This is a genomic window from Mesorhizobium sp. L-8-10 (assembly GCF_016756635.1).
Lineage (GTDB): Bacteria > Pseudomonadota > Alphaproteobacteria > Rhizobiales > Rhizobiaceae.
This window is the reverse complement of the sequence record NZ_AP023263.1, coordinates 8,058,071-8,083,261: the sequence shown is the minus strand read 5'-3', so window position 1 is coordinate 8,083,261 and position 25,191 is coordinate 8,058,071. Positions and strand designations below refer to the sequence as shown.

The 25,191-nt window shown below is 66.2% G+C and carries 17 protein-coding genes and 1 pseudogene; 9 read left to right on the top strand and 9 right to left on the bottom strand.

Features of this window, described 5'->3' with window-relative positions:
- Nucleotides 1–37 precede the first annotated feature (37 nt).
- Nucleotides 38–6,460, top strand: a complete 6,423-nt coding sequence (locus JN280_RS37385; RefSeq protein WP_202309205.1) for a type I polyketide synthase — start codon at nt 38–40, stop codon at nt 6,458–6,460.
- A gap of 15 nt (nt 6,461–6,475) precedes the next feature.
- Here the strand turns inward: JN280_RS37385 and JN280_RS37380 are convergent, their stop codons facing one another.
- The gene (locus tag JN280_RS37380) at nt 6,476–7,705 is read right to left on the bottom strand and encodes a TolC family protein (RefSeq protein ID WP_202309204.1); all 1,230 of its coding nucleotides are present in this window, start codon (nt 7,703–7,705) and stop codon (nt 6,476–6,478) included.
- A 431-nt stretch (nt 7,706–8,136) separates the two neighbouring features.
- Here JN280_RS37380 and JN280_RS37375 point away from each other — a divergent pair, with 431 nt between their 5' ends.
- The 3 genes from JN280_RS37375 (at nt 8,137) to JN280_RS37365 (ending at nt 11,572) form a co-directional block, all read left to right on the top strand.
- Nucleotides 8,137–9,198: an AI-2E family transporter gene (locus tag JN280_RS37375; protein ID WP_202309203.1), complete on the top strand. Its 1,062-nt coding sequence runs from the start codon at nt 8,137–8,139 to the stop codon at nt 9,196–9,198.
- 63 nt (nt 9,199–9,261) lie between these two features.
- A complete protein-coding gene (locus tag JN280_RS37370; protein WP_202309202.1) occupies nt 9,262–9,675 on the top strand; it encodes an MliC family protein in 414 nt (137 codons plus the stop codon).
- A gap of 139 nt (nt 9,676–9,814) precedes the next feature.
- On the top strand, nt 9,815–11,572 hold the full coding sequence (locus tag JN280_RS37365; protein ID WP_202309201.1) for a metallophosphoesterase family protein: 1,758 nt from the start codon (nt 9,815–9,817) through the stop codon (nt 11,570–11,572).
- A 43-nt stretch (nt 11,573–11,615) separates the two neighbouring features.
- Here the strand turns inward: JN280_RS37365 and JN280_RS37360 are convergent, their stop codons facing one another.
- From JN280_RS37360 to JN280_RS37350, 3 genes are all read right to left on the bottom strand, one after another.
- A complete protein-coding gene (locus tag JN280_RS37360) occupies nt 11,616–11,801 on the bottom strand; it encodes a hypothetical protein (protein ID WP_202309200.1) in 186 nt (61 codons plus the stop codon).
- A 78-nt stretch (nt 11,802–11,879) separates the two neighbouring features.
- Nucleotides 11,880–12,200 carry a hypothetical protein gene (locus JN280_RS37355; RefSeq protein WP_202309199.1) on the bottom strand — a complete coding sequence of 107 codons (321 nt, stop codon included), beginning with the start codon at nt 12,198–12,200 and terminating at the stop codon, nt 11,880–11,882.
- Between the two features lie 833 nt (nt 12,201–13,033).
- Nucleotides 13,034–13,969, bottom strand: a complete 936-nt coding sequence (locus JN280_RS37350; RefSeq protein WP_202309198.1) for a PP2C family protein-serine/threonine phosphatase — start codon at nt 13,967–13,969, stop codon at nt 13,034–13,036.
- A 322-nt stretch (nt 13,970–14,291) separates the two neighbouring features.
- On the opposite strand from JN280_RS37350, the gene JN280_RS37345 reads away from it, so the two are divergent.
- The 5 genes from JN280_RS37345 to JN280_RS37325 are packed head-to-tail and all read left to right on the top strand — an operon-like array spanning nt 14,292 to nt 19,258.
- The gene (locus tag JN280_RS37345; RefSeq protein ID WP_202309197.1) at nt 14,292–14,795 is read left to right on the top strand and encodes a ubiquinone biosynthesis methyltransferase UbiE; all 504 of its coding nucleotides are present in this window, start codon (nt 14,292–14,294) and stop codon (nt 14,793–14,795) included.
- A complete protein-coding gene (locus JN280_RS37340; RefSeq protein WP_202309196.1) occupies nt 14,795–15,970 on the top strand; it encodes a class I SAM-dependent methyltransferase in 1,176 nt (391 codons plus the stop codon). Before JN280_RS37345 ends, JN280_RS37340 begins: the two co-directional genes overlap by 1 nt.
- Nucleotides 15,967–18,339, top strand: a complete 2,373-nt coding sequence (locus tag JN280_RS37335) for a SpoIIE family protein phosphatase (RefSeq protein WP_202309195.1) — start codon at nt 15,967–15,969, stop codon at nt 18,337–18,339. The genes JN280_RS37340 and JN280_RS37335 overlap by 4 nt, the downstream gene beginning before the upstream one ends.
- A 4-nt stretch (nt 18,340–18,343) precedes the next feature.
- Nucleotides 18,344–18,892, top strand: a complete 549-nt coding sequence (locus JN280_RS37330) for a slr1658 superfamily regulator (protein ID WP_202309194.1) — start codon at nt 18,344–18,346, stop codon at nt 18,890–18,892.
- 27 nt (nt 18,893–18,919) lie between these two features.
- Nucleotides 18,920–19,258 carry a slr1659 superfamily regulator gene (locus tag JN280_RS37325; RefSeq protein WP_202309193.1) on the top strand — a complete coding sequence of 113 codons (339 nt, stop codon included), beginning with the start codon at nt 18,920–18,922 and terminating at the stop codon, nt 19,256–19,258.
- A gap of 252 nt (nt 19,259–19,510) precedes the next feature.
- Here JN280_RS37325 and JN280_RS37320 read toward each other — a convergent pair whose 3' ends face one another.
- The 5 genes and pseudogenes from JN280_RS37320 to JN280_RS39870 all read right to left on the bottom strand — a co-directional run.
- Complete coding sequence (locus tag JN280_RS37320; protein WP_202309192.1) at nt 19,511–20,266, bottom strand: protein kinase domain-containing protein; 756 nt, start codon at nt 20,264–20,266, stop codon at nt 19,511–19,513.
- A 15-nt stretch (nt 20,267–20,281) separates the two neighbouring features.
- On the bottom strand, nt 20,282–21,823 hold the full coding sequence (locus tag JN280_RS37315; RefSeq protein WP_202309191.1) for a class I SAM-dependent methyltransferase: 1,542 nt from the start codon (nt 21,821–21,823) through the stop codon (nt 20,282–20,284).
- Nucleotides 21,824–21,993: 170 nt separating this feature from the next.
- Nucleotides 21,994–23,085 carry a type VI secretion system baseplate subunit TssG gene (tssG, locus tag JN280_RS37310; protein ID WP_202309190.1) on the bottom strand — a complete coding sequence of 364 codons (1,092 nt, stop codon included), beginning with the start codon at nt 23,083–23,085 and terminating at the stop codon, nt 21,994–21,996.
- Entirely contained in the window at nt 23,049–24,884 is a 1,836-nt protein-coding gene (gene tssF, locus JN280_RS37305) for a type VI secretion system baseplate subunit TssF (RefSeq protein WP_202309189.1), read from the bottom strand. The genes tssG and tssF overlap by 37 nt, the downstream gene beginning before the upstream one ends.
- 173 nt (nt 24,885–25,057) lie before the next feature.
- Nucleotides 25,058–25,162 (bottom strand): annotated as a pseudogene (locus JN280_RS39870) (short-chain dehydrogenase/reductase); the annotation flags it as partial.
- Nucleotides 25,163–25,191: the final 29 nt, after the last annotated feature.

Here is a 25,191-nt window from a genome sequence, read left to right as displayed (position 1 = left end):
CAGGCCGGACAAAGGGACGACAAAGCGGGGCAGGCTGATGATCGACGAACCCGATCAGCTATCACCGAACGATATCGCGATCGTGGGCATGGCGCTGCGGGTGCCGGGCGCCACCAGCGTCGGCGCGTTCTGGGACAATCTGCGCAACGGCGTGGAATCGATCCATGACGTCTCCGAGGAGGAGCTCCTGGCTGCCGGAGAATCGGCCAGCCGCATCCACCACCCGAACTATGTGCGCCGCACCGCCGACCTGCCTGATATGGAGATGTTCGATGCCGATTTCTTCGGGCTGAGCCCGAAGGAGGCCGCGATCATGGATCCCCAGCACAGGCAGTTCCTTGAATGCGCCTGGGAGGCATTTGAAGATGCCGGCCGCACGCCCGATTCCAGCGCCGGTCCGGTCGGCGTCTTCGCCGGCTGCGGCATGGGCAGCTATTTCTACTTCAACGTCTGCAGCAACAAGCAACTCGTCGACCAGGTGGGCATGTTCCTGCTGCGCCATACCGGCAACGACAAGGACTTCCTCGCCACCCGCGTCTCCTTCGCCTTCGACCTGCGCGGCCCCAGCGTCAATGTGCAGACGGCGTGCTCGACGTCGCTGGTGGCGGTGCACACTGCCTGTCAGAGCCTGCTCGCCGGAGAATGCGAGACGGCGATCGCCGGCGGCGTGACCATCGAACTGCCGCACCGGCGCGGCTACACCTTCCAGGAGGGCGAGATCCTGTCGCCGGACGGCCATTGCCGGGCCTTCGACCATCGCGCGGCCGGCACCGTCTTCGGCAGCGGCGTCGGCGTGGTGGTGCTGCGCCGGCTGTCGGACGCGATCGCCGACGGCGACATCGTGCATGCCGTCATCAAAGGCACCGCCGTCAACAATGATGGCGCCAGCAAGGCCGGCTATCTCGCGCCGAGCGTCACCGGCCAGGCCGAGGCGATCATCGAGGCGCAGGGCCTCGCCGGCGTCGAGGCCGACACGATCCACTATGTCGAGTGCCACGGCACCGGGACCTATCTCGGCGACCCGATCGAGATCGAGGCGCTGACCCAGGCTTTCCGCCAGAGCACCAGCCGGACAGGCTTCTGCCGCGTCGGTTCGGTGAAATCGAATATCGGCCATCTCGACACGGCCGCCGGCGTCGTCAGCCTCATCAAGGCCACCCTGATCGTCAAACATGGCGAGGTTCCGCCCACCCTCGGCTTCGAAAAACCGAACCCTGCGATCGCCTTCGATCGCAGCCCCTTCGTGGTCAATGACCGCCTGAGCCGGTGGCCGCAGGTGCCGGGTCCGCGCCGCGCCGCGGTCAACTCGCTCGGCGTCGGCGGCACCAACGCGCATGCCATCGTCGAGCAGGCGCCGGCGATCGTGACGGGGGCTGGAGCAAACTCGGAGGCGGCCCCGCAGCTTTTCCTGTTCTCGGCCAAGCACCGCAAGGCACTTGATCGCGCGACAGCGCAGCTCGGCGAGGCGCTTGCGGACCATCCTGAACTCTCGATGACCGACGCGGCCTATACGCTCCATGCCGGGCGCAAGCATTTCGAGCATCGCCGCGTGGTTGCCGCGCGGGGGCGCGAGGACGCCATCGCCGTGCTGACCAATCCGGAAAGCAAGCGCGCCTACACCCATGCGGCGATCGAGAATGCCGGCGGCGCGGTGTTCTTGTTTCCGGGCGGCGGCGCGCAGCATGTCGGCATGGCGCATGCCCTCTACAAGACCGACGACGGTTTCCGCGCTGCCATCGACGAGGGTCTCTCCTATCTCGATGGGGCGGTGGCGGCGGAGATCCGCCGCGTCTGGCTCGATCGCGGCGTCGAGCGCGGTGAGGCCGAGACGGCCTTCCTCAAACCGTCCGTCCAACTCCCGGCGATCCTGATCGTCGAGGTGGCGGTCGCCCGCTGGTGGATGCATCGGGGTGTCAGGCCGGCGGCGCTGATCGGCCATTCGATGGGCGAGAACGCGGCCGCCTGCATCGCTGGGGTCTTGAGCCTGCGCGACGCGGTCAATCTCGTGCGGCTGCGCGGCGAGCTGTTCGACACCGTCGAAGCCGGCGGCATGCTGAGTGTTCCGCTGTCGGCCGGCGCGGTCGCCGAGATCCTGCCTGATGAGCTCGACCTTGCTTCCGTCAATGCGCCGGAGCTCTGCGTCGTCTCCGGCCGCGACGGGGATCTCGAGCGCTTCCGGCTCGACCTGCAGGCGCGCGGCGTGGACGCTTCCCGAATCGCCATCGACATCGCCGCGCATTCGCGCATGCTGGAGCCCATCCTCGGCCGGTTCGAGGCATTCCTGCGCGGCATCCGCCTCAATGCGCCGTCGATCCCGATCGTCTCCAATCTCAGCGGCTCCTGGCTCTCCGATGCTGAAGCACGCGATCCGCTCTACTGGGTGCGCCACCTGCGCTCGACAGTGCAGTTCGGGAAAGGTGTCGCCCTGCTCGCCGGAGAACCCGGCCGCATCTTCATCGAGGTCGGGCCGGGCCGGGCGCTTTCCTCGCTGGTGAAACTCCAGCCCGGCATCGGCGCCAACCATGTGATCAACAGCCTGCCGCATGCCGAGGACGACACGGATGACGCCGTCCACCTCACGGCCGCGCTCGGCCGCGCCTGGGCGACCGGCCTCGACGTCCCGCTCGCCGGTCTGTGGGAAGGAAGCGGAGCGCGGCGCGTGTCGCTTCCGACCTATCCTTTCCAGCATCAGCGCTATTTCATCGAACGCAGCCTGGCCGCTTCCGCCGAGCCGTCGGAGGATGCGCCGCGCAAGCTGCCCGATATCGCCGACTGGGGCTACCGGCCGACATGGCGGTTATCGGTCCCTGATGTCGCGATCGATGCCGACAAGACGCCGGTGTCGTTCCTGATCTTCCTCGATCGTGCCGGCTTCGGCGCGCCGCTGGTCGAGAGCCTCAGGGCGGACGGCCATCGCGTCTGCACGGTGGAGGTCGGCGACACTTTTGCAAGGCGCTCGGACGAGGCCTACAGCCTGTGTCCGGAAGACGGGCGCGCCGGCTATGACGCGCTGCTTTCCGGCATCGCAGCCGATGGCCCGCTGCCGTCGCGCATCCTGCATCTGTGGCTGGTCACCGCGGGCGAGGACCATCGCCCCGGATCGAGTTTTTTCAACCAGAACCAGGAACAGGGTTTCTACAGCCTTGTCCATCTCGCCCAGGCGCTCGGCGATGCCGAAACCGGCGAGAGCGTGCAACTGACCGTCGTGACTAACGGCATGCAGCGCGTCGGCGACGAGCCGCTGCCTTATCCGGAAAAGGCGACGATCCTCGGGCCGGGGCTCGTGATCCCCAAGGAGATATCAGGGGTCGACGTGCGGCTGATCGATCTGCCGCCGGTGCATGAGGCACGGAGTGCAAAACCATCGGACGCAGTGAAGGCTCAGCACGCGCGGCTTCGCGACGATCTTTTCGCCGCGCCGGGCTCGGATGTCGTGGCCTATCGCAACGGCCGCCGCTGGGCGCGCAGCTATCAGAAGCTGCCGCTGGCGCCCGCCGTCGACGCGGCTGCCGGCTTTCGCCAGGAGGGCGTCTATATCATCACGGGCGGGCTGGGAGACCTGGCGCTCGTGATATCCAAGGAGCTGTGCGAGCGCTTCGACGCCAAGCTGATGCTGGTCGGGCGGACAGCGCTTCCGCCGCGCCAGGACTGGCCGCTCTATATCCGCTCGCATGCGCGCCGCGACCGGGTCCGCCGCGCGATGGAACAGATCACGGCGCTGGAGGGCGAGGGCCGCAGGATCGTCTACCATGCGGCCGATGTCGGCAATCCGGAGGAGATGGCGGCGGTCGCGGCGGCCGCTGAGGCCGAATTCGGCACGATCAATGGCGTCATCCATGCCGCGGGCGTGGTCGATGACGACCTCTTGCCGATGAAGTCGGTCGCCGGCATCGAAGCCGTGCTGGCGCCGAAGCTGCACGGGACTGCCGTCATCGACCGTGTGTTCCGCGACATTCCGCTCGACCTCGTCGTGCTGTTCTCCTCGACCAGCACCGACACGGCGCCGGTCGGCCAGGTCGACTATGTGGCGGCGAACGCCTACCTCAACGCCTATGCCGAGAGCCGTGCGGTCGATTCCGGCCGCAAGACGGTCGCCGTCCATTGGGGCATCTGGAACGAGGTCGGGCTGGCCGCGCGGGCCACGGCGCGCCCGGAAAGAGCATCGGCGGCCGCTGCTGCCGAACCTGCGAAGGGGCCGTTCTTCAACGAATGGGTCGAGGATGCCAAGGGCACGCCCTGGCTGCAGGCCGAGATCGGGCCGGCGGCGCACTGGCTGCTCGGCGAACATCGCATGGTTTCCGGTGAGCCGGTCCTTCCTGGCACCGGCTATGTCGAGATCATTGCTCAGGCAATGGCGGAATACGGCCTCGCCTCCGGCCTTTCGATCGAGGATCTGGTCTTCCTGCGTCCGCTCGTCGTGGCGGATGGCGAGAGCCGTAGCCTGCGGGTTCGCATCACGCCCGACAAGGACGGGCACCGCATCGAGATAGCGGCCGGCCATTCCGCCGACGGCGACACCTCCTTCGAGACCTATGTCGAAGGCTTCCTCCGTCCCTCGGGTGCCGTCGCCGGGCAGGTCGATCTCGCCGGCACCGCAGCGCGTTGCCCGGTAGTCGAGCGTGCAACGGGAACCGCTGCCCTGCGTTCCGTGCAGGACGGCCATGTGCGTTTCGGACCGCGCTGGCAGGTGCTGAAATCCACGGCCTTGGGGCAGGGCGAAGCGGTCGCCGAGCTTCAGCTTGCCGAAGCCTATGACGGCGACGACGCCCTGATCCATCCCGCGCTTCTCGACATCGCGACGGGTTTCGCCCTCAAACTCGACCCGGGCTATGACGGGGCCGTGTTGTGGGCGCCGATGTCCTACGGGCGGATCGCCGTCCGCGGTCGGCTGCCGCATGGCATCGTGAGCTGGGCGCGGCTCAGTCGCGACATCGGCTACGGCGCGGGCTACATGGCCTTCGACATCACGATCACCGATGCCGTGGGCAAGGTCGTGGTCGAGATCGAACGTTTCGTGATGCGTCGCCTCGACGACGATCTCGGGCTGGTCTCGCCGCGCAAGCCGAAAGCCGTGGCACGGCCGGCCGAGGCCGACGGGTCGCCGTCGCCGGCGGCTCTCCAGCTTGCCGCCCAGGTAAGCCAGGGCATCCTTCCCGGCGAAGGGTTCGAAGCCCTGATGCGCGCTCTGGCGACCGGCGAGCCCGAGCCGATCATCAGTTCCATGGACCTCGAAGTCCTGCGCAAGCGGGCGGCGCAGCCGGCCGCGCCCGGCAAGGCCGAAGGCGAGCAGTTCGAACGTCCCGATCTCGACAGCGACTATGTCGCGCCGCGCAACGAGACCGAGCGCACGCTGGCCAGGTTCTGGAGCGAGCTGCTGGGTGTCGAGAAGATCGGCGTCGACGACAGCTTCTTCGACATCGGCGGCCATTCGCTGATCGCCGTGCGGCTCTTCCGCATGATCAAGAAGGAGTTCTCGGTCGATCTGCCGATCTCCGCGCTCTTCGAAGCGCCGACCATCGCGGCCTGTGCCGCCCTGATCGGTGATCGCGCGGCGCCGGCCGCCGACGGCGAGGCCGGCGACGCCACCCAGCCGGACAAGCCGAAGCCGGTGCATCTCGTCGCCATGAGCCCCGGGCGCAACCCGTCCGAAACGCCGTTCTTCGTCTGCTCGGGCATGTTCGGCAACGTGCTCAACCTCAGGCAACTCGCCTTGCAGATCGGAACCGACCGCCCGGTCTACGGGTTGCAGGCACGCGGCCTCTATGGCGAGCAGGAGCCGCACGAGACCTTCGAGGAGATGGCGCGCGACTACATCGCCGAAATCCGCAGCGTGCAGCCGCATGGGCCGTACCTGCTCGGCGGCTTTTCCGGCGGCGGCATCGCCGCCTATGAGATGGCGCAGCAACTGCGTGCCGATGGCGAGGAGGTCGCGCTTGTCGTTATGCTCGACACGCCGCTGCCCTTCCAGCCCGTGCTCAGCGTATACGACCGGCTGCAGATGAAACTACAGGACGTCAGGCGCCAGAAATTGTCTTTCGTGACCGGCTGGCTTGCCGACCGCGCGCGTTGGGAAGCGGAGAAGCGGCAGAAGCGCGAGGCGGCCGAGACGGAAAACTCCGGCAAGCAGTTCCAGAACCAGAAGATCGAGGCCGCGTTCCGGCGCGCTCTGGCTCGCTACGAGCTGCGGGCCTGGCCCGGCAAGATGCTGTTGCTCCGGCCCAGGCTGAACATCCTCTACACGCTGAGCGGTGGGCGCCGCCTGCAGGAGGGTCGCAACGCCGCGATGGACGACAATGGCTGGACGCCCTATGTCGGCCAGCTTGAAGTGCAGGAGATCGCCGGCGACCACGACAGCATGGTGCTGGAGCCTTACGTGCGTGTGCTTGTCGACAGGCTGCGCCCCCGGCTCTCGGCGGCGCTGGCGCGCCCCGCGGACGGCTTCAGGATTGCTGCCGAATAGGGTGCGGCAGCCGCTCTACTTGACCGGTTCGGCAACCGGCATTGAGCTGACCAGCCGGTCCATCTGCCCTGTTTCGGCAGCCAGCGTATAGTCGGCTGCTCTCAACTGGTAGCGCGCCTGGGTGAGGTTGAGCTCGGCATTGGCGAAATTCTCGATGGCGCGGATCTCGTCGAATGTCGAGCGCTCGCCGACCTTGCGCTCGGCGCGCAGCCCTTCGAGCATGGTGGCGGCGCTGCGCTTCTCGACCTCGGCGAGCGTCAGCATGCGCCGGGCCTTGTTGCGCCGGTCGATGGCCGAGCGGACCGCGGCAACGACGCCTTCGACGGCGGCATCGCGCTCGAGCAGCGCCGACAGTTTCTCGTCGGCGCGCTGCCGGATCGTCGCGGAGCGTGAACCTCCGGTGTAGATCGGCAGGGAGAAACGCACCTCGGCGACGCCCTGGTGGGAATCGTCGACATCGGCCAGCAAACCCTGCTCGCCGGTCAGCCGGACGCCGGCCGAGACGGTTGGAAGCATCTTGCCCTTGGCCTGCGTCACGCGGGCCTCCGCGCCTTCCACTCTCGCCATCCGTTCCTTGACGCGCGGGTTCTCGCGCATTGCCAGAGCCACCAACTCCTGTTCGCTCTCGGGCAGGCCAAGGCCAGCCGTGTCGGGGAGCTTCGCGTCCGCCGAGATACCCAGCCGCCGGGTCGTGTACTCGGCCTCCGTCACGGCAAGCTGCGCCTCCTCGCGCGCGACCGCGATATGGGCGAGTTGGCGGTTGACGTCGTCGACGTCGACGCGGCTGGTGGCGCCTCCCTTGATTTCGGCCTTCACCTCGCCGGCGAGCCGGTGCAATGTCCGCTGCTGCCGGTCGAGGATGGCGATCGCTTCGCGCTGCTGGCTGATCCTGGCGAGCGCGAGCGCCAGTTCATAGGCGGTCGCGACGCGGCGGTCCTTGGCGGCTTGGGCCGATGCCCTGTGGTCGGCGCGCGCGGCGCTGATCGCCGCATCGGCCCGGCCGCCCTGATAGAGCGGGATATCGAGGCCGAGCGCATAGGAATAGGTGCCGCCGGTCCTGCGGCCCTCGTCGACATCGTTTATCTCTGTTCCTCCGCCGGCCGTGGCGAGCAATCCGACGCTCGGCAGCTTGCCGGCCAGAGCCTTGTTGACCTCTTCGCCGGCGGCGCTGCTCCGCGCTTCGGCTGCAAGGATCTCGGGAGCATTGCCGACGCTGCTGAACGCATAGCTTCCCGAACTGGTCATGAGGCGCTCCGGCGGCGGGGGTGCGCATCCAATGGTTGTGGGCGGCGTTTCCGATGCCTGGGGTCCAACGGCGCAGGATTCATGATTGGCGGTGTGCCGCAACGAGCCGTTGGCACAACCGGCAATCGTCAGGCCGACGACTGCAAGGGCGGCAAAGGTGCCTGTTGCGCGCAGTCTGGTCACACCATCGCCTTCCATCGCTGAGCGCCCTGTTCACCTGGCCGGACCGCGACCCGCCGATGTGACCGCTTCTCAATGAGGCCGATTGGTAAACAAACAGGGTAAATGGAATGTTAAGTCGCGACGTTGGGTTGCGGGCGCGGCTCGCCTGGTGCCAACGGTCGATGATATCAAGGGCGTTGCCGTTGAGCGTGGCGGCTGCCGCTGATAGTCATTGATCGTCGCATCGATCGAGAGGTGTTGGACACAACATGGAAAGGTTCGGCGCCAGCCGTTCGATCAGTCCGATTGCGACGGGCATCCTCGTTCTCGCGCTGCTCTATTTCGCGCAATCCATTCTCGTCCCGTTCACCTTCTCGATTTTCGTCATTGCGCTGGTGTGGCCGCTTCAGGCCGCGCTGCAGCGGCGGATGCCGAAGCTCCTCGCGCTGCTGATAACGCTGACGGTGACCATCGTCGTGGTGGTTGTCGTCGGCTCCGCCGTGTTCTGGGGGTTCGGCCGGCTCGGCCAATGGCTTTTTGCCAATGCCGGGCGTTTCCAGGCGATCTATGTCGACTGGACGAGCTGGCTCGACGAGCGTGGCATCGCCATTGCCGGGCCGCTCGCCGATCGTTTCGACGTGACCTGGCTTGTCGGTTTCACGCAAGGCGTGGCGGGACGGCTGAACAGCGTCGCCGGTTTTGCCGTTCTCGTCTTCATCTTCGTTATGCTCGGGCTGCTCGAGGTCGAGGATTTCGGCCGGAGGCTCCGTTCGCCCGCGGTCCAGCCCTTCGGCGAGAAGGTCCTTGCGGCCAACCGCGAGATCGGCGCCAAGCTGCGCCGCTTCATGGCGGTGCGCAGCCTGGCGAGCGTCCTCACCGGCCTCGTCGTGTGGGCCTTCGCGCTCGCGGCAGGGCTCGAACTGGCTGCGGCCTGGGGCGCCATCGCCTTCGCGCTCAACTACATTCCCTTTCTCGGGCCGCTGATCGCAACCGTCTTTCCCACCTTGTTCGCCATTGCGCAGTTCGAATCGTGGCAGATGGCCGTCATCGTGTTCATCAGCCTCAACCTTATCCAGTTCGTCATCGGCAGCTACCTCGAGCCGTTGCTGACAGGGGCATCGCTCGCCATCTCGCCTTTCGCCGTCATCTTCGCCGTTTTCTTCTGGAGCTTCATGTGGGGCCTTTCGGGCGCCTTCATCGGGGTGCCGATCCTTATCGTCTTCATCGTCTATTGCGCGCTCGATCCTTCGAGCCGGTGGATCGCGGTTCTGCTGGCGGGCGGCAAGGGCGACGCGGCTGACCCTTCGGCCTCAAGGAACGGCGATGGTTGAGGCGCGGGAAACGCAAATGGCCGATCGGCGACGCGTTTCGCCGGTCAGCGGAAAGGAACCGATATGCTCCGTCATCTGATTTCGAGGCTGGCAGTTCGCGCGGTCCTGCCGATCGCCCTGACCGGTCTTGCCGGGCTGGCCATCGCCGACGAGCCGGGCACGCCGGCTGTGCCCGGCGATAGACCCGAGATTATTTCGGCGACATATGTCTGTGACAGCGGCAATACGGTCGACGTCCGCTACGACAACACCAGTGACGAGGCCCACGTCGCGACGCTCGAATACAAGGGACGGACCTTCGAGATGTACAATGTACGCTCGGCTTCCGGAGCGCGCTTCGCGACGGAGCAGGGTCTCACGCCCGACAAGGGCCTGCAGTGGTGGAGCAAGGGCGACGAGGCGACCATGAGCGAGATGCTGATGGACCATACCGCATCCGAGCCCACACCGATCGAGACTTGCAGGGTCAGGCAGTAGGAGAGGTGTCATCAGCAGCGGGGCGGGCCAGGCAGGTGTCGCCAAGGTGTCCCACGGTCTCCGGCAGAGACCTGGGGCGAGAGAGGAGGCGAGGCCGGTGAAGCGTGCGAAGCCGTGCAAGGCTGCTTAGGGGGCAGGGGTGGGACCGATCATCGATCCGCGTCGGGGTGATGTCGAGGACAACGCCTCGAGCACCAGGCAGCGATCCATGCTGTCGCTTGCCGGCAGCATGCTGGTCGAGATCAGCCTGCTGAAGCTCGCCTTGGCCTGGCTGGTCCTTCTCGTGGTGCCTGGCCTGCTTCTCGGTTTTGCCCCGATCGCAGCTACGGCATGGTTCCGTGCCCTGACGGACAGGGTCTTCTCGCCGACGATCGGCTTCTGGTCGGTCCTGATCCTTGCTGCCATCGTTGCCATAGGCTGGTATGGCGGGCGCCAGTTGATACGGCTTGCCGAAAGCAGCTTCTGGTCGCTCACCTCGATCGTGGTGGAGCCAGGCTATGGCGCCTGCCGGGAGGGGCTGCGCCATGTGGCGGAGCGTTTCCTGCCCGCGACGGCAACGGCCGGGCAACGCTCGGCGTTGCGTTCGGCAGCGGCGGCCGTGGCGGGCCTGGTGATCTGCACGATTGCCATACTGGTCGCCATCGCTGCCTGGCCGGGCACCCGTCTCTACAGCGACCTCGGCGAGATCCGGTCATTGGATCGGCTGGCGGTCGCAACGCTCGCCAACAGCATCACGCTCGTCGCCGCCTATCTTGCCGCCGGCGCCCTGGTCTGGGCCGCCACCGACACGACAATGGATCAGCCGCGTGATCTCGACGCCTTCGACGAGCCGCGCGACGGCGATCGGCGCTGGCGCATCGCCCATTTGTCGGACATCCATGTTGTCGGCGAGCGTTTCGGCTTCCGCATCGAAAGCGGCCGGTCGGGACCGCGCGGCAACGATCGGCTGAAACAGGCATTCGCGCGACTGCAGTCGATCGACGAAGACCTTCGGCTCGATGCGATCCTGATCTCGGGAGACATTACTGACGCCGGCCGATCGGCGGAATGGGCCGAGTTCTTCGAGGTGCTGGCCGCTCATCCGTCGCTTGCCGACAGGGTGCTGATCATTCCCGGCAATCATGATCTCAACATCGTCGATCGCGCGAACCCGGCGCGCATGGACCTGCCGATGAGCCCGAACATCAAGCTGCGGCAGTTGCGGGCGCTCTCTGCGATGGCGGCCCTGCAGGGAGACCGTGCGCGCGTGGTGGACAGGCCGGCGTCGTCGCTCGGGCCGACGCTCGCCGAGGCCGTCGAGCCTCACGCCGCCGCGCTGCGGCGGTTCGCCGACGTCGCGAAGCCACGCCTGTTCAGGCGGTTCGATGAACTCTGGGCCTCAGTCTTTCCCATGGTGCTGCCGCCACGGGAGGAAGACGGGCTCGGCATCATCCTTCTGAACTCCAATACGGACACGCATTTCTCCTTCACCAATGCACTGGGCGTGATATCGGCCGAGGAGGTCAAGGGCATCGATCTCATGCGTCGCAGCTACCCCGATGCCTGCTGGCTGATCGCGCTGCACCACCACGCCGTCGAATATCCGCGCCCCGTGAAGACTTTCTCCGAGCGAATCGGCACCGCACTCATCAACGGCAACTGGTTCATTCGCAGGTTGAAGCCCTTGGCGGGACACGCGCTTCTCATGCACGGCCACAGGCATGTGGACTGGATCGGACGATGCGAAGGCCTTCTGATTGTCTCAGCGCCGTCCCCGGTGATGGAAGCGACGGACGACCAGTCGACCTGCTTCTACGTCCATACGCTGGCGATTGGCTCGGACCGACGCCTCCGGCTTCTGGCTCCGGAACGGATCGTGCTCGGCGGGAGCCCCTCGGGCGGCCGGAAGGAAGGGTGAGGGCGTAGCGACCGCTGGCCCCTCGTGCCGGCAACGGCGCCCGTCAGAAGCTCACCCGCAGCAGCGAGAAATCATCGGGCAATATGGAGCCGGGCGCACGCGCCCAGTCGAGGATCGCCTGTGGACTGTCGTCGCTCGTAGCGGCGAAGGCGGCGAGTTCGGCGAGGCTGAGCATCTCGCCGTCGGGCCCGTCCACTTCGAAGGTCCCGCGCATTCCGGTGATAGGCATTCCGGTTCAGTGCGCTCAAGAAACCGAGCCGCTGATTGCGGAGTCCGAACACCGAAGCCGCACGAACGAGTATCCCGATCAATGCACTGAGCCCGCAACACTGCCCATCGCTTTTGCCTCAGTGCGTGGCGCGAAGAAGCAGCGGATTGTCGTATGCGGGGCGGACGTGCAGATGTGATACTGGCTGTCTTCGCTCTCCAGGACCCGGTCCTTGGGGATGAAGTATCTTGTCTTGGACCCGGTGCGGATGTTGAAGTTGCCGCCCGGCAGCGGCTCCACATAGTGCGGGCTGATGACCCGGCAGTCCTTGTTGTCGCAGCATTCGTAGCCTGTGACCGGATCATGGTAGCCGGAATACCAGTTATGGGCGACAGCGAGAGCGACGAGGACCAGCCTCATGTCTGGTTGACCTTTTCGGTGCCGAGGACCCAACTCTCAACATTGAAAGACCCCACGGTAGGGGACGTTTGCGAGTGCTCGAAGCGTTGCCGATCAGCGGCGGATCGGGACGCCCGCCAACGGCCTTCTGATACGGCCGCTCGATCTTGTGACCGGACGAGCAAAGCGGTTCGCGACCGATGCCTCCGGCGAGCCGCCGGACCGTTCCGTTCAAAAGATGGCACTCAGTTGCGGTCTCCGCTCAGGCCAACGGCGTCGAGCCCTGCCATCATCGCGCTGATGTGCTCGGCGTCGGATCGCATGGCTGGCAGCATGCCACAGTTTCAGGCTTTTGGATACAAAGGCCCGACGGCGGAGGTCCGACAAGGCACTCCTGGTGGATGCCGCGGTGGAGTTTTTTGCGCACGAGGCATCCGGCGGCGCCGGCCGGCTGGGGCAGGAATTATGGGGACACAGCACTCAATTGCCGAATATCCGCGCCCCGCGAAGGCCTTCGCCGAGCCCACCGGCACCGCACGCATCCAACGGCAACTGGTTCGTTCGCAGGCTAAAGCCTCTGGCGGGACGCGCGCTTCTCATGCACGGCCACAGGCATGTGGACTGGATCGGCCGATGCGAAGGCCTTCTGATTGTCTCAGCGCCGTCCCCGGTGATGGAAGCGACAGACGACCAGTCGACCTGCTTCTACGTCCATACGCTGGCGATTGGCTCGGACCGGCGCCTCCGGCTTCTGGCCCCGGAACGGATCGTGCTCGGCGGGAGCCCCTCGGGCGGCCGGAAGGAAGGGTGAGGGCGTAGCGACCGCTGGCCCCTCGTGCCGGCGACGGCGCCCGTCAGAAGCTCACCCGCAGCAGCGAGAAATCATCGGGCAATATGGAGCCGGGCGCACGCGCCCAGTCGAGGATCGCCTGTGGACTGTCGTCGCTCGTAGCGGCGAAGGCGGCGAGTTCGGCGAGGCTGAGCATCTCGCCGTCGGGCCCGTCCACTTCGAAGGTCCCGTCGCTCAGGATCAGCAGCCGGTCGCCGGGTTCGATGACGATGCTGCCGCATTCATAGTCCATCCCGGGAAAGGCGCCGACCGCCATGCCGCCCATGGTGATGAGCTCTCTGATCGCCGTGGAGCCGTCGTCCTGGCGCCGCAGATGGATCGCCGGCGGGTGGCCGCCGGTCGCGTAGCGCAACATTCCGGAGGAGCGCTGGTAGACGCCGTACCAGATGGTGAAGAACTTGTTGTTCTGTTTTTCCATCGGAAAGGCGTCGTTGAGCGCGGCGAGCACGCTCGCCGGATCCTGGAATCGGGCATTCGGCAGGGCCGAGGCGCGCAGCACGTTGACGACCGCGACCGAAAGCAATGCCGCGCCGACACCATGGCCGCAGACGTCGAGCAGATAGAACGCCATGTGGTCGTCGTCGATCGCATGGTATCCGAAGGAATCTCCGCCCAACTCGGTCGACGGAACCAGCAGCCACTCGGTCCGGGGATGCTCCGTGCGCTGCGCCGGAAGAATGGACATGACGTAGCGCGCGGCGTCGACCAGTTCGGCCTCGAGCCGGGCCTGGGTGTTCTGCAGCGCAAGGTTGCTTTCGGCGAGTTGGTCCTCCACAGCCTCGCCATGTTCCATCAAGGCTTCGTAGAGCAGCTTGAGATCGTCATATTCCCCGTTGAGCCGCGCGATTTCCGCCCGCGCCTCGGAGAGGGCGAGGCGAAGATCGTCCGGACCTTCCGGCATCGCGGCATGATCGGTGCTGGTTGAGACTTCGTTCATCATGGCGAGTGATAATCGTTGTACGGGGCGATAATCAATCGCCTGGGTGGCAATTGGGCTTGATCAGAGGGAATCGGGTTTCGTAAGGTTGTCCAAGGTGGGACCGGACGTTTCGTCCGCGCGTCCACATTGCGGGGCCGGTTCGCGGGGGGCAAGCCGGGCTGAAGCTTCCACTTCCGCCGAGAATACACCCCACGGTGCAAGCGCCTGCCGCATCGGCGTGGAGATCGTGATCGATTTTCGGGAAGCATGATGCGTGGATTCTAAGTATCGGAGCGTGCCTCTTGCGCCCGAAATGGCGCGGCGCTCGAGGAGGGTGGGACGGATGCAAGGGACCGAGAGCGGATTCGAGCTTCTCCTCGAACTCGACATGGATATCGGCGTCTTCTGCGCCGACTGGTCCTATTGCGACCGCATCTCCTCTTATGTGGCGCAGATGATCAGCCACAACCGTATCGACTCCCTGCTTTATTCGAACCTCTTTTCGTCGGCGCTCAACGAGCTTCTCGAAACCGCCTACCGCGCCCACGGGCCGAACGGCAGATTCGCCTGCAGGGTCTCCCGCTGCGGCGAACTGGATCGGATCGAGCTGACCATACCTTGCGAAGGGTCGGCCACCCGCTTCTATCTGGACGCCAGCAAGCGGCTCGCCCGCCCCGACGTGGCCGAACAATATCGCTCGGCGCTGTTCTCGCCAGGTCCGCTCGAGCCGGATATCGGGCTCTTCGAACTGGCGGTCGACTACGACGCGGTTTTCCGCATCGACGCGGAACAGGACAACGCCATCCGCCTTGTGGCGGATCTTTCACTCGAGGATACCCGGCTCTGATGGCTCATACGGCTGACGACATGTTCCAGATCCGCTTCGACGAGAACAACCAGGAGTTCTCGATCATCGGGTCGATGCGACCCCAACGCGCCGAGGACCTCGACGGCTGCGCCCGGCTTTTCGAGCAGTCGCTGCGTTCGGTCACCGGCACGCTCTACGTCAATGTGAAGCGGCTGGTGCGGCTGAACAACATCGCCTTCCGCGTACTCGCCGACCTGATGGTCTCGGCCGTCGGGAGTCGTGCGGACCTCAGGATATCGGTCATCACGTCGAGCGTCGTCGGCTGGTCGACACGCAAATTCGCCAGCCTTCGCGACGTCAACCAGAACATCGCCGTGGAGGAATATGACAGCGAGTTCTACCCGGGCCAGTCGTTCCTCGAGGAAGGCGAGTTCATTCCGATCCTGCGTACGCAGACGAAATTGACCTGGCGCCACGAGCGCGGAATCCTGCCGCGCCACGGCATGAAGCCGGGTCTGCTCGTGGCCGACATTTGCTGCGGCATCGGCGATTTCGCCGTGCTGGCATTCAAGGAGTTCGCGCCGGCCAGGATGGTCGCGCTCGACCATTCCAGGTCGAGCCTGGCTTATGCGCGCCGCGTGGCGGGCGATTTCGGCATCCAGGGCATCGAATATGTCTATGGCGACGCGTCCGAGATGCTGCTTGAGGACAACCAGTTCGACTTCGTCACCTGCCGGCACTCCCTGCAGGTCTTCGACCGGCCCGAACTGATCCTCAAGGAACTGTTCCGGATCTGCAAGCCTGGCGGGCGGGTCTACATCACCAACGAGAAGAACTCGCATTGCCTGGGCGAGCCGCGCGCGGATACCATCCAGTGGACATACAACGAGGTTGCTGCCCTCTGGGCTCATTTCAAGATGGACATCGAGCTCGGTCCGAAGAGCCGCCGCTACATGCTCGACGCCGGCTTCGACGACGTGAGGATGGAATCCTTCATGGTGACCAATCTCGACGGGGATCCGCAGGATTTCGCCGACGTCATCCAGTCCTGGGAAGATGTCTATGCCGGCCGGATGGCCGTCGAGCGGGGTGATTCTCCCGAATTCATCGAGCGCTTCCGCAGAGGCTTCCAGGATCATATCTTCGCCGCCCTGCATCCGAAGGGTTATGCCGGATGGCCGATCTGGGTCGCATCGGGGCGGAAGCCCGCATGACGGACGCCGTTCAAGCTGATTCGCCGCGGGTTCCGTGGTTTTCCTTCAAGAGCTTTCGGGCGAAGTTCGTCGTAGTGGTCGGTGCGGCGATCATCTTCGATCTGATGCTCGCCGGCGGCGTGGCCATCTGGAATGTGCAGAACCTGTCGCGTGACGCCACCCGGACGATCGGCGATGGGCTGACCAGGGCCTCGCAGGAATATCTGGACACCTATATCGAGACGACTGGCCGGCGGGCGGACTCGCTCCTGGCCCAGGTCCATTCCGAGGTGACGACGCTGGCCAACGCCATGCAGGGGCTGATCGACAGCCCCGAGACGAGCAACGCCATCGGCGCGGCTGTGGAAAGCAATCCGGCGCTGAAGGACGATCTCGTCTACAATCCCGAAGCCAAATGGGTGCAGAACGCGCCGGGCAAGTCCGTCGTCAGCGTCTGGGGTTACCTTCTCGGGCCGGACGGTGCGCCGCTGCCCGCGGTGCGGGACGAGATCAGCCGGAGTTCGGCCTTCAATCTCATCGCTCCCGGCATGATGGCGACGGGAGCGCCGAAGCTCCAGCTCTATTATGTCGGGCCGAAAGATCGGCCGATCATGCGCACGACGCCTTACACGGATCAGGCGCAGACGTTCGATCGCCTCTATCCCGGGCACAATGCGGCCAATTTCTGGGACTTCTTCTTTCCCGGCGTCTACGAGGGCTGGCAGGGCTGGATCGGCAATTCCACCGCGCGTCCCGTCGCTTCCAACATCGTCACCACCGCCCCTTATGTGGACGCCATCACCGGCGCCCTCATCGTCAGCTTCTTCCATCCGCTGTGGACCAAGGATCGTTCCGATGTCGCCGGCATGGCGGCGGTCGACATCACGCTCGAACAGCTCTCCAGCCTCGTCACCAACGTGACCATCGCGGAAACCGGCTTCGCTTTCCTGACGACATCGCAGGGCAATGTGACGACGGTCAGCGATGCCGGCGTCGGCGCTCTCGGCCTCGTGTCGAGCGATGTCAGCGGACAGGGCGTCACCGGCGTGAGCCGTTCGCTGCGCAGCAGCACGCAGCCCGCGATCGCGGCGCTGAAGCTTCCGACGGACCAGAACACGAAGATCGAGACCGTCTTCCTCGAAAAGGACGGCGAGCAGGTTCCCTATATCGTCGTGCTGCGGCAGCTCGAACCGACCAACCTCTGGAACGGCAGCATTATCGTCAAGGAGGCCATGACGCTCGGCTTCGTCGTGCCGCAGAGGGAGATCTACGCCGCGCTGATCGCCGCCCAGGCGGACATTTCGAACGCCACGAACCGCATACTGAACTGGCAGCTCGCTGCCTTCTGCATCTCGCTGCTGATCGTTTTCCTGGCGGTCTATGCGATCTCGGGCCGCATCACGGCTGGGCTGAGCGCGCTGGCCGACGCGGCGCGCCGCCTGCAGGCGAAAGACTATTCGGTGCGTGTCTCCATCCCGACGCGCGACGAGGTCGGCGCTGTCGGCGTGGCCTTCAACAAGATGGCGGAGGAGATCCGCTACCATACCGAGAACCTCGAAGGGCTGGTCGCCGAGCGCACGCGCGAGCTCGGCAAGGCCAATGAGGAGATCACCGCGCTCAATGCGCGGCTGAAGAGCGAAAATCTGCGGCTGGGCGCCGAGCTCGACGTCGCCCGCCACATCCAGATGATGGTGCTGCCCAAGTCGAGCGAACTGGGCGCCATCCCGCGCATCGAGATCGCCGGCTATATGGAGCCGGCCGACGAGGTGGGCGGCGACTATTACGACGTGCTGCAGGACGGCAACCGGGTGAAGGTCGGCATCGGCGACGTGACCGGTCACGGGCTGGAGAGCGGCGTGCTGATGCTGATGGTCCAGTCGGTGGCGCGTGCGCTGCAGGAGAAAGGCGGCGGCGACCCCAAGGAGTTCCTCGAGGTGCTGAACCGCGCCATCTACAAGAACATCGAGCGGACGCGCACCGACAAGCATCTGTCTCTGGCGTTCCTCGACTATGAGGACAGGCGAGTGACCCTTTCGGGCCAGCACGAAGAGGTGATCGTGGTGCGCGGCGAAGGCGAGGTCGAGCGTATCGACACGGTGGATCTCGGCTTCCCGATCGGCCTTGAAAGCGACATCGCTTCGTTCGTGGGGACGCGCGATTTCCATTTCGACAGCGGCGACGTCATCGTGCTGCATACCGACGGCGTGACCGAAGCCGAGGCGCCGAGCGGCGAGCTGTTCGGATTCGACCGGCTTTGCGAGAGCGCGAGGCGCCATCGCAACGGCAGCGCCGACGAGATCAAGGACGGCATCATCTCGGACCTGATGGCGCATATCGGCTCGCAGAAGATCCACGACGACATCACCCTGGTCGTGATGAGGCACAGGTAGGCGCATGCACGACAGCATCGGCAATACGGAGCTCCACAACGGCGCCTCGGCGATCGCCAACAGGCTGCGGCTCGCCGATGGCCCGATCGACCTCGCCTGGCATCATTGCAGCACCACCTCGGAGTTCCTTGGCGAGTTCTTCGCGCTCCGCTGCAAGGCGTCGGGCGCAGACTACAACGAGGCCCGGCACAGCATCGGCTATCTCGTCAACGAACTGCTGGAGAACGCGGTCAAGTTCAGGGCGCCGGGCGACATCGTGATCGAGAGTTCGCTGGAGGGCGCCAGGTTCGAACTGAAGGTCACCAATCTGGTCGATGCCGAAACGGCGGCGCGCTTCGGCGCGTTGCTCGTCGAACTGACCGCGCGCGATCCCGGCGACCTCCTGATCGAGCGCATCGAGGCCAACGCGGCCGACGCCGGGTCCAGCGGATCGGGGCTTGGTCTTCTGACCCTGATGAGCGACTATGGCGCACGCTTGGGCTGGACATTCCACAGGATCGCGGAGGCCGGGCCGGTGCGGCTGACCACTTTCGCCGCGCTAGACATCGCCTGAGACCAACACTGGAGCCGATTGCATATCATGGAAATCAAGACGGACGACTACAGGGTCTGGAGCGAGGCAGCGACGATCCATTATGAGGGAACGATGCGCCTGTCGGGCACGGAGGCCTATGCGCCGATCCTCGAACTGATGGACAAGGTGCTGGCTGCAAAGCCCAAGACGATCGTGCTCGATCTCACCGAGCTCCAGTTCCTCAATTCATCGGGCATCAACCTGCTCGCCAAGTTCACGATCGAGGTGCGCAAACGTCCCGAAGTCGGGCTCGCGGTGAAGGGTTCCACGCGCATTCCCTGGCAGTCGAAGTCGCTGCCGAACCTGAAGAAGCTGCACCCGGCGGTCGATCTCGTGATCGGCTGAGGGCCTGGAGTTACCCCTGATCCGACCGCGCGGAGCCTGTCCTCGGGCTTGCTGGAGGCAAGACCCGTGGGCGCGGCCACCTTCTCCCACAGGGGGAGAAGGCCGGAGCTTGGCTCAGCGGCCGTTACAAATCGTCAAGGCTCGCGATTGGCCGAAACGTTGCCGCGGCGTTCCCTTCTCCCCTTGTGGGCGAAGGTGGCCTCGCCCGACAGGGTGAGGTCGGTTGAGGGGTGCCTGCCACCATCTTAGGTTTCATTCCTCGCTCAACAACAACTCCCGCGCCATCTCCGCTGCCGTAGGCCTGTCTCCCGCGGGACCCAGACCGGCTTCGAGCAACCTGACCAGGCAGCGGTCGTCGAGCAATCCCGCCAGCCTTACCTCCGGCCGAACAGTCCTGCGCCGCTCCGCGAGCACCGCGTCCGCCGTGCCACAAAACAGCGGTGCGCCTTGGGCTATCGACACGCCGACGGCGCACAGCGACCAGATGTCCGCCGACGGCGCGGGCTTCGCGCCGTGAAGCTGTTCGGGAGCCATCCAGGCCGGCGAGCCGACCATCTCCTTGCCGTCGAGCGGGTCGTCGGCGATGAGGCCGGCGACGCCGAGGTCGATCAGGGCGGGCTGTTCCCCGCGGAACATCACATGAGCCGGCTTCACGTCGCGATGCACGATACCGCGGGCATGGAGATAGGCGAGCACGGCGGCCAACTGGGCGACGAGCCGCCGAAGCCCGCCCGGTCTTGTCCACCGGTCGCCCGGCGGCTCGAGCCGCTCGAAAGCGATCCAGTTCTGGCCATGACCATGCACCGTCGCCAGGCCGGGATGGCGCGCTCCGACGTTGAGGGCGATCTCCCGGGCAAACCGCCTTGCGCTGACCGGATCGGTCGCTGCGGCCGCCTCGTCGAGTATCTTGACCACGACCGAAGTCGCGCCGTCGACCGCCTCGTGGACGGATACTATCGATCCCGCGCGGAGCGGCCCGACCAGTTCGTAGGGACATGGCCCGGCCATCGCGGCCGCAACGGATCAGAGCGCGCCCAGCCGCCGCCACAGCGGCAAGGCGACCATCGTGATCTTCTCCATATTGTCGCGCAGGATCCGCAGGTTCTCCTCTTCGCTTTCGATGATGCTGCCTTCATGGCGCACCTTGTCGCCGCGCGACTGGAGCAATGTCCAGACCGCCGCGGTCAGCGCGGCCGGGTCGGCTGATGTGCCCGAGGTCAGGGCCTCGTAGGCGAGCATCTCGAACACAGTGACCGTGACCGCCGAACCGATGGCGGGGGCGGCCAGCGCCGTCACAGCGCGGCCGGCGTCGGCGCAGGCGGCGAGATGATGCCGGTTATAGGTGCGGGCTGCCACGACGGCCTCGGGCGTGACCGCGTTGACGACGGCCATGGCCTGTCGCGAGCCCACCAGCATGCCGAGCACCTCGCGCGCCGATGCGGTCGAGCCGGCCGCCTCCGGCAGGTCGAGAAGCTCGCCGATGGAGCGGGGGCCCTCGGTCAGCGCCTTCAGTGCCGGCGCATAGAAGCCTTCATTGAGGTTCGCCTCGCCGAGCGGCACCTTGATGTCGCGGGTGACGGCGGATGGCGGGACGACGAGCATCAGGCTGCGCTCGCGCAGCCGCTTGTCACGGCGCCGGTCGGGGATAAGCCTGACGCCGCGCATGAAAACGTCGCGGCGGAAGGTGCGAACCATGAAATAGTCGCGCAGGGTTTCCCGCATGCCGTCGGGGGCGTCCTGGATCAGCGTCCGCTGCCCGGCGTTGAGGGAGAGCTCCGGAAAATTCTCCAACAGGTTGGCCGAGCCGACGAATTCCAGCTTGGCGGCGGCGAGATCGCGCGCCACGTCCGCGTGGTAGCAGGGCGCCCAATGCGCGTTCAGATATTCGTGGCTGAGATAGGCGAGGTTGCCGCTGTCGCGCTCCTTCTCCAGCCGCGCCACGAGGTCGGCCGGCAACAACCCGGCGCCGGCGTCGCAGACGCGGCGCGCCAGGTCGATCGCCTTGCTGACCCCGATATCGCTGCGCTCGTGGCCTAGGGCGGCGAAATCCGAGATCAGGCGCTGCAGCGGCATGGTCGACGTCCAGCCGGGCAGCGCATTGTAGGTCACGTAGGCGAGGCCGCCGGGCTTCAGATGACGGTCGATGAAACGCGTGATGGCGGCGCGGTTGGCGGCGCTGATCCAGGCCCAGACACCGTGCAGCGTGATGTAGTCGAAGACGGGAAGCCCGAACCGGTCCGACTGCGCGAGCTCTTCGAAAGAGGCCTCCTCCAGCCTGATGTTGCCGAGGCCGCCGGACCGCGCCAGTTCGCGGCCACGCGCGATGTGGGCGGGGTTGAAGTCGAAGCCCCAGACCTCGCTGTCGGGATTGGCGGCGGCGATCGCCAGCGCGCTTTCGCCGACCCCGCAGCCGAGCTCGCAGTAGCGGAACGGCTCGCCCGCCGCCACCGGAGGCTCGACATTGCGCAGCAGGCACACGAGGTCGAGATGGGCCGGCGACTGGTCGACATAGAAGCCCGGAAGATACTCGATGTCCGAGACGTAGCCATCGTTCCAAGTGCTCATGCTTCGATCCTGTCATGGGTATCGGTCGGCAACCGGGCAAGCCCACCTCCGCCCCGGTCCGATCCGCATCGGGGACGCTACAGCATCGGGCGTCCGAGGGGGAGGCGGTCGCGGCAAGAAATCCCGCACGGACAAGATGATAGGCCGGCGGAATGCGGCGGTGGCCGCGCCTATCTCAAATGCGGCGCCGGGCGGAACTCCGCCTCGACCGGCCGCGTGCGCGGCGCGGATGCGGCGAGCCAGGTGTTCCAGCCGAGCCGGCTCGCTTCCGCCCGGTCGGGGTCGCCGCCCAGCCTGAGCGGCGGAACCTCGCCGGGCAGCAGGCCAAGGCGAATGCGGAAGGCCTTGTCGGCGCCGAGCGCGATCGCCGCCAGGTCGGCGAACATCCTGGCCTGCGCGCCGTCCGGTAACAGCGAGCGAAACACGGCGTAGTGGAGCGGCTCGACTTCCAGGGCAACCGAGGACTGGATGTCGAAGGTACGCTCGCCCAGGACCGTGTCCTCGCCCAGCCGGCAAAAGGCGCCCTCGGGCGTACCGGGGCCGGGCAGCCTCGTCCTGTCGGCCTCGTCGATGGGCAGCCATTCGCCGTGGAACTGCTCCACCGTCACCTTGCAGCCGAGCACGCCGCGCAGCGCGCTTTCCACAGCGCTCGCCGAGCGTCCCTCGCGGCCGAGCAGGCCGCCGAAACGCACCAGCGTTGCGTCCCGTGTTTCCATCCGTTCCGACAGCGACGGCATGCCGATGCCGGCCAGCGCCCTGAGTGCGGCGTCGATCGGCTGGCCGGTCTTCAGGTGGCGGTCGCGTTCCTGCTCCACCACGATCCGGTATTTCGCCCAGGCGTCGTAGAGAAGCCCTGCGAGGCGGTTGTTGAACAGGTCGAAGAACTCCCGCAGGCCGCGGTTGCGGTCGCGCACGCTGATATGGACCATTTCGCTGAAGGCGTGCGGCAATACGCCGGACGGTCCGGTGAGCCCAACCACGGTCTGCGTCATCTCGACCGGGCCGCCGCCGCGCGGACGCCGGAGCGCGGTGACCTCGGCCGCCGCGAAGCCGAGCGGAACCGCCGAGCGGATGTTGAGCGTAGCGTTCGCGGGCTCGACGCCGCGCCCGGCCGCGTCGGGGGTCACCTCGCTTGCGGTCTTGGCCTCGTCGGCCGCGATCGCCTCGACGATGCGCACGGCCTGGAAGAAATCGTAGGCCTGCGGTCGATCGAACAGGTCCGACTTCAGAGAAGAATGCGGTCGCCGGCGCGTGCTGGCCATGTCTTGAGCACTCCGCTGCGGCCCTTCACCAGGGCTGTGAGGCGCGAGAAGGAATTGACGCCGGCATAGAGCCCCAGGAAGCGTTCGAGAACGCTCGCCATGAGGAAGACGCCGTTGCCGGAGAAATTGCCCTCGTCGAAGGTGACGGTCACGTCGATACCGCGGCAGAAGGCGGTCTGGCCGCGGCTCCTCACGCGCGCCGTGCCCGGCTTCGAGGACAGGCCGAGCATGCCGTCGATCAGCGCCTGCGTCTCGGCCGAGTTGCGGAAGTCGTAGAGCAGCAGCATCTCCTTCAGCGCCTCCACGCCGCCGTCGGATACCAGCGAGAGATGGTTGAGCGACAAATGCGAGATCAGCCGCCAGCGGGCGCCCTGGCCGTAATCCGGGCGGATGGTCGGGGTCGGCGCGGTCAGGAGCCGCATCGTCTTGACCAGCGGAACCGGATCGACCATGCGCAGCGCCGGCTGGCCGCCGCCGAAGGGCAGCCGTTCGGGGCGGTTGCGGTTGAGGCAGAGCGTCTCGACCGACAGCACGCTGTCCGGCTCGGCCGCCGGGCTAAAGGCCGGGTCGACGATGGACAGATAGACCTCGCTGCCGGGGTTTTCCGGATCGGATATCCGCCGCGCTGCGAGCCACCATGCAGGCTGCTCGCCGTCCATGCTGCCGTGGCGTTCGTCGAGGCTGTGGCGCACGCTGTAGAAGGGCAGGATCTCGCGCCTGTTGCCATCGGCGTCCGAGGCGGTGACGGCTTCGACGCTGTAGACCTCAAGAGCGCGCGGTCGCCGGCTGTCGGGCACGACCCGATATTCGCTCGTCCGGTGGTCGACGGCGATCGGCTCGGCGGTCTGGGGGAAGAGGTTGACGATCGGTGTGCAGCCGAGCGCGAAGCTTGCCGCCGTGACCGAGCGCTCCAGGCTGGGCGAGGGGCGCTTGAGATAGACGAAGACGTCGAGCGTGCGTCCCTTGCCGGCGAGCCGGCCGATTTCGGGGAAAGCGAGGTCGACGAACAGGAATTTCTCGGGAAAGGCGAAATATTCGGTGAGGATGCGATAGCCGATATGCGACCCCTTCTCATAGGGCAGCAGTCCTTCATGCTCGCCGAAGCCGCCGGGCGAGAAGGCCGAGGCGTCAAGCACCACGGCATCGGGATCGTTCGCGCCTTCCGCGAAGGCAACGGCGATGGCGTCGTTGAGCAGCAATTCGTAAAGCGGATAGACGAGTTGCGGCTGGCCGCGCAGGAACATCCGCAGCCGGTCCGGTGCGTGGCTCGCGAAGCTGCCGTCGGGCGCCGTCATCTCAAGTGTGAGGCGAAGGCAGGCGGCGGCGTTCTGGGCGCGCGGCGTGCTGGGCGCGGTGATCGGCCGGCCTGAAAGCGTGGCCGTTCGCACTCCCAGAGGATGCAGCGTCACATCGAAGGCGGTGCGGAAACGGCAGCGTTCGCCTTCCATGGGCTCGGTGTCGATGAGCGTGCCGGCCGGTACGCGGTGGGCGTGCGGCATGTCGGGCTGCGGTTCGAGCTGCAGGATCGACATGGACGGGATCGGCCGGTCGAAATGCGGATAGAGGATGCCAAGCATCGCTCCGGTCAGCTCGGGAAAATCGTCGTCGAGCTTCTGGCGCACCCGCGCCGTGAGATAGGCGAAGGCTTCGATGAGACGGCCGACATGCGGGTCCTCGACCGCGTCCTCCGAGAGTCGCAGCCGCCCGGCGATGCGCGGGTTCTCGGCCGCGAAGGCCGCCGCCGCGCGCCGGATATGGAGCAGTTCCCGGTTGTAGTGGATCAGCATGTCGTCCGACATGGCGCGAGCGCATTCCCCCCGGAGACTTCAGATAACTTGGACCACGGAACGGGGTCCCCCGATCCGACACGGATTCGCCCGCGAGGATGATGAAGCCGCAGGCGGGTGTCAATGGAAGGGCGGCCCCTTGAATGCTGCGCCCTCCAACAACGACGAACGATTCGCTCGCTGCCTCACCCGGCGCGGGCCAGTGCCACGGCGTCTGCGCCGGCCGGGAACCGCAACCGGTCGGACATGTCGTTTGCCGCAAGCCACAGCGCTTCGGCCACATCGGATTCCTCCGCTGGACGAGGTCGCCAGGCGCGTC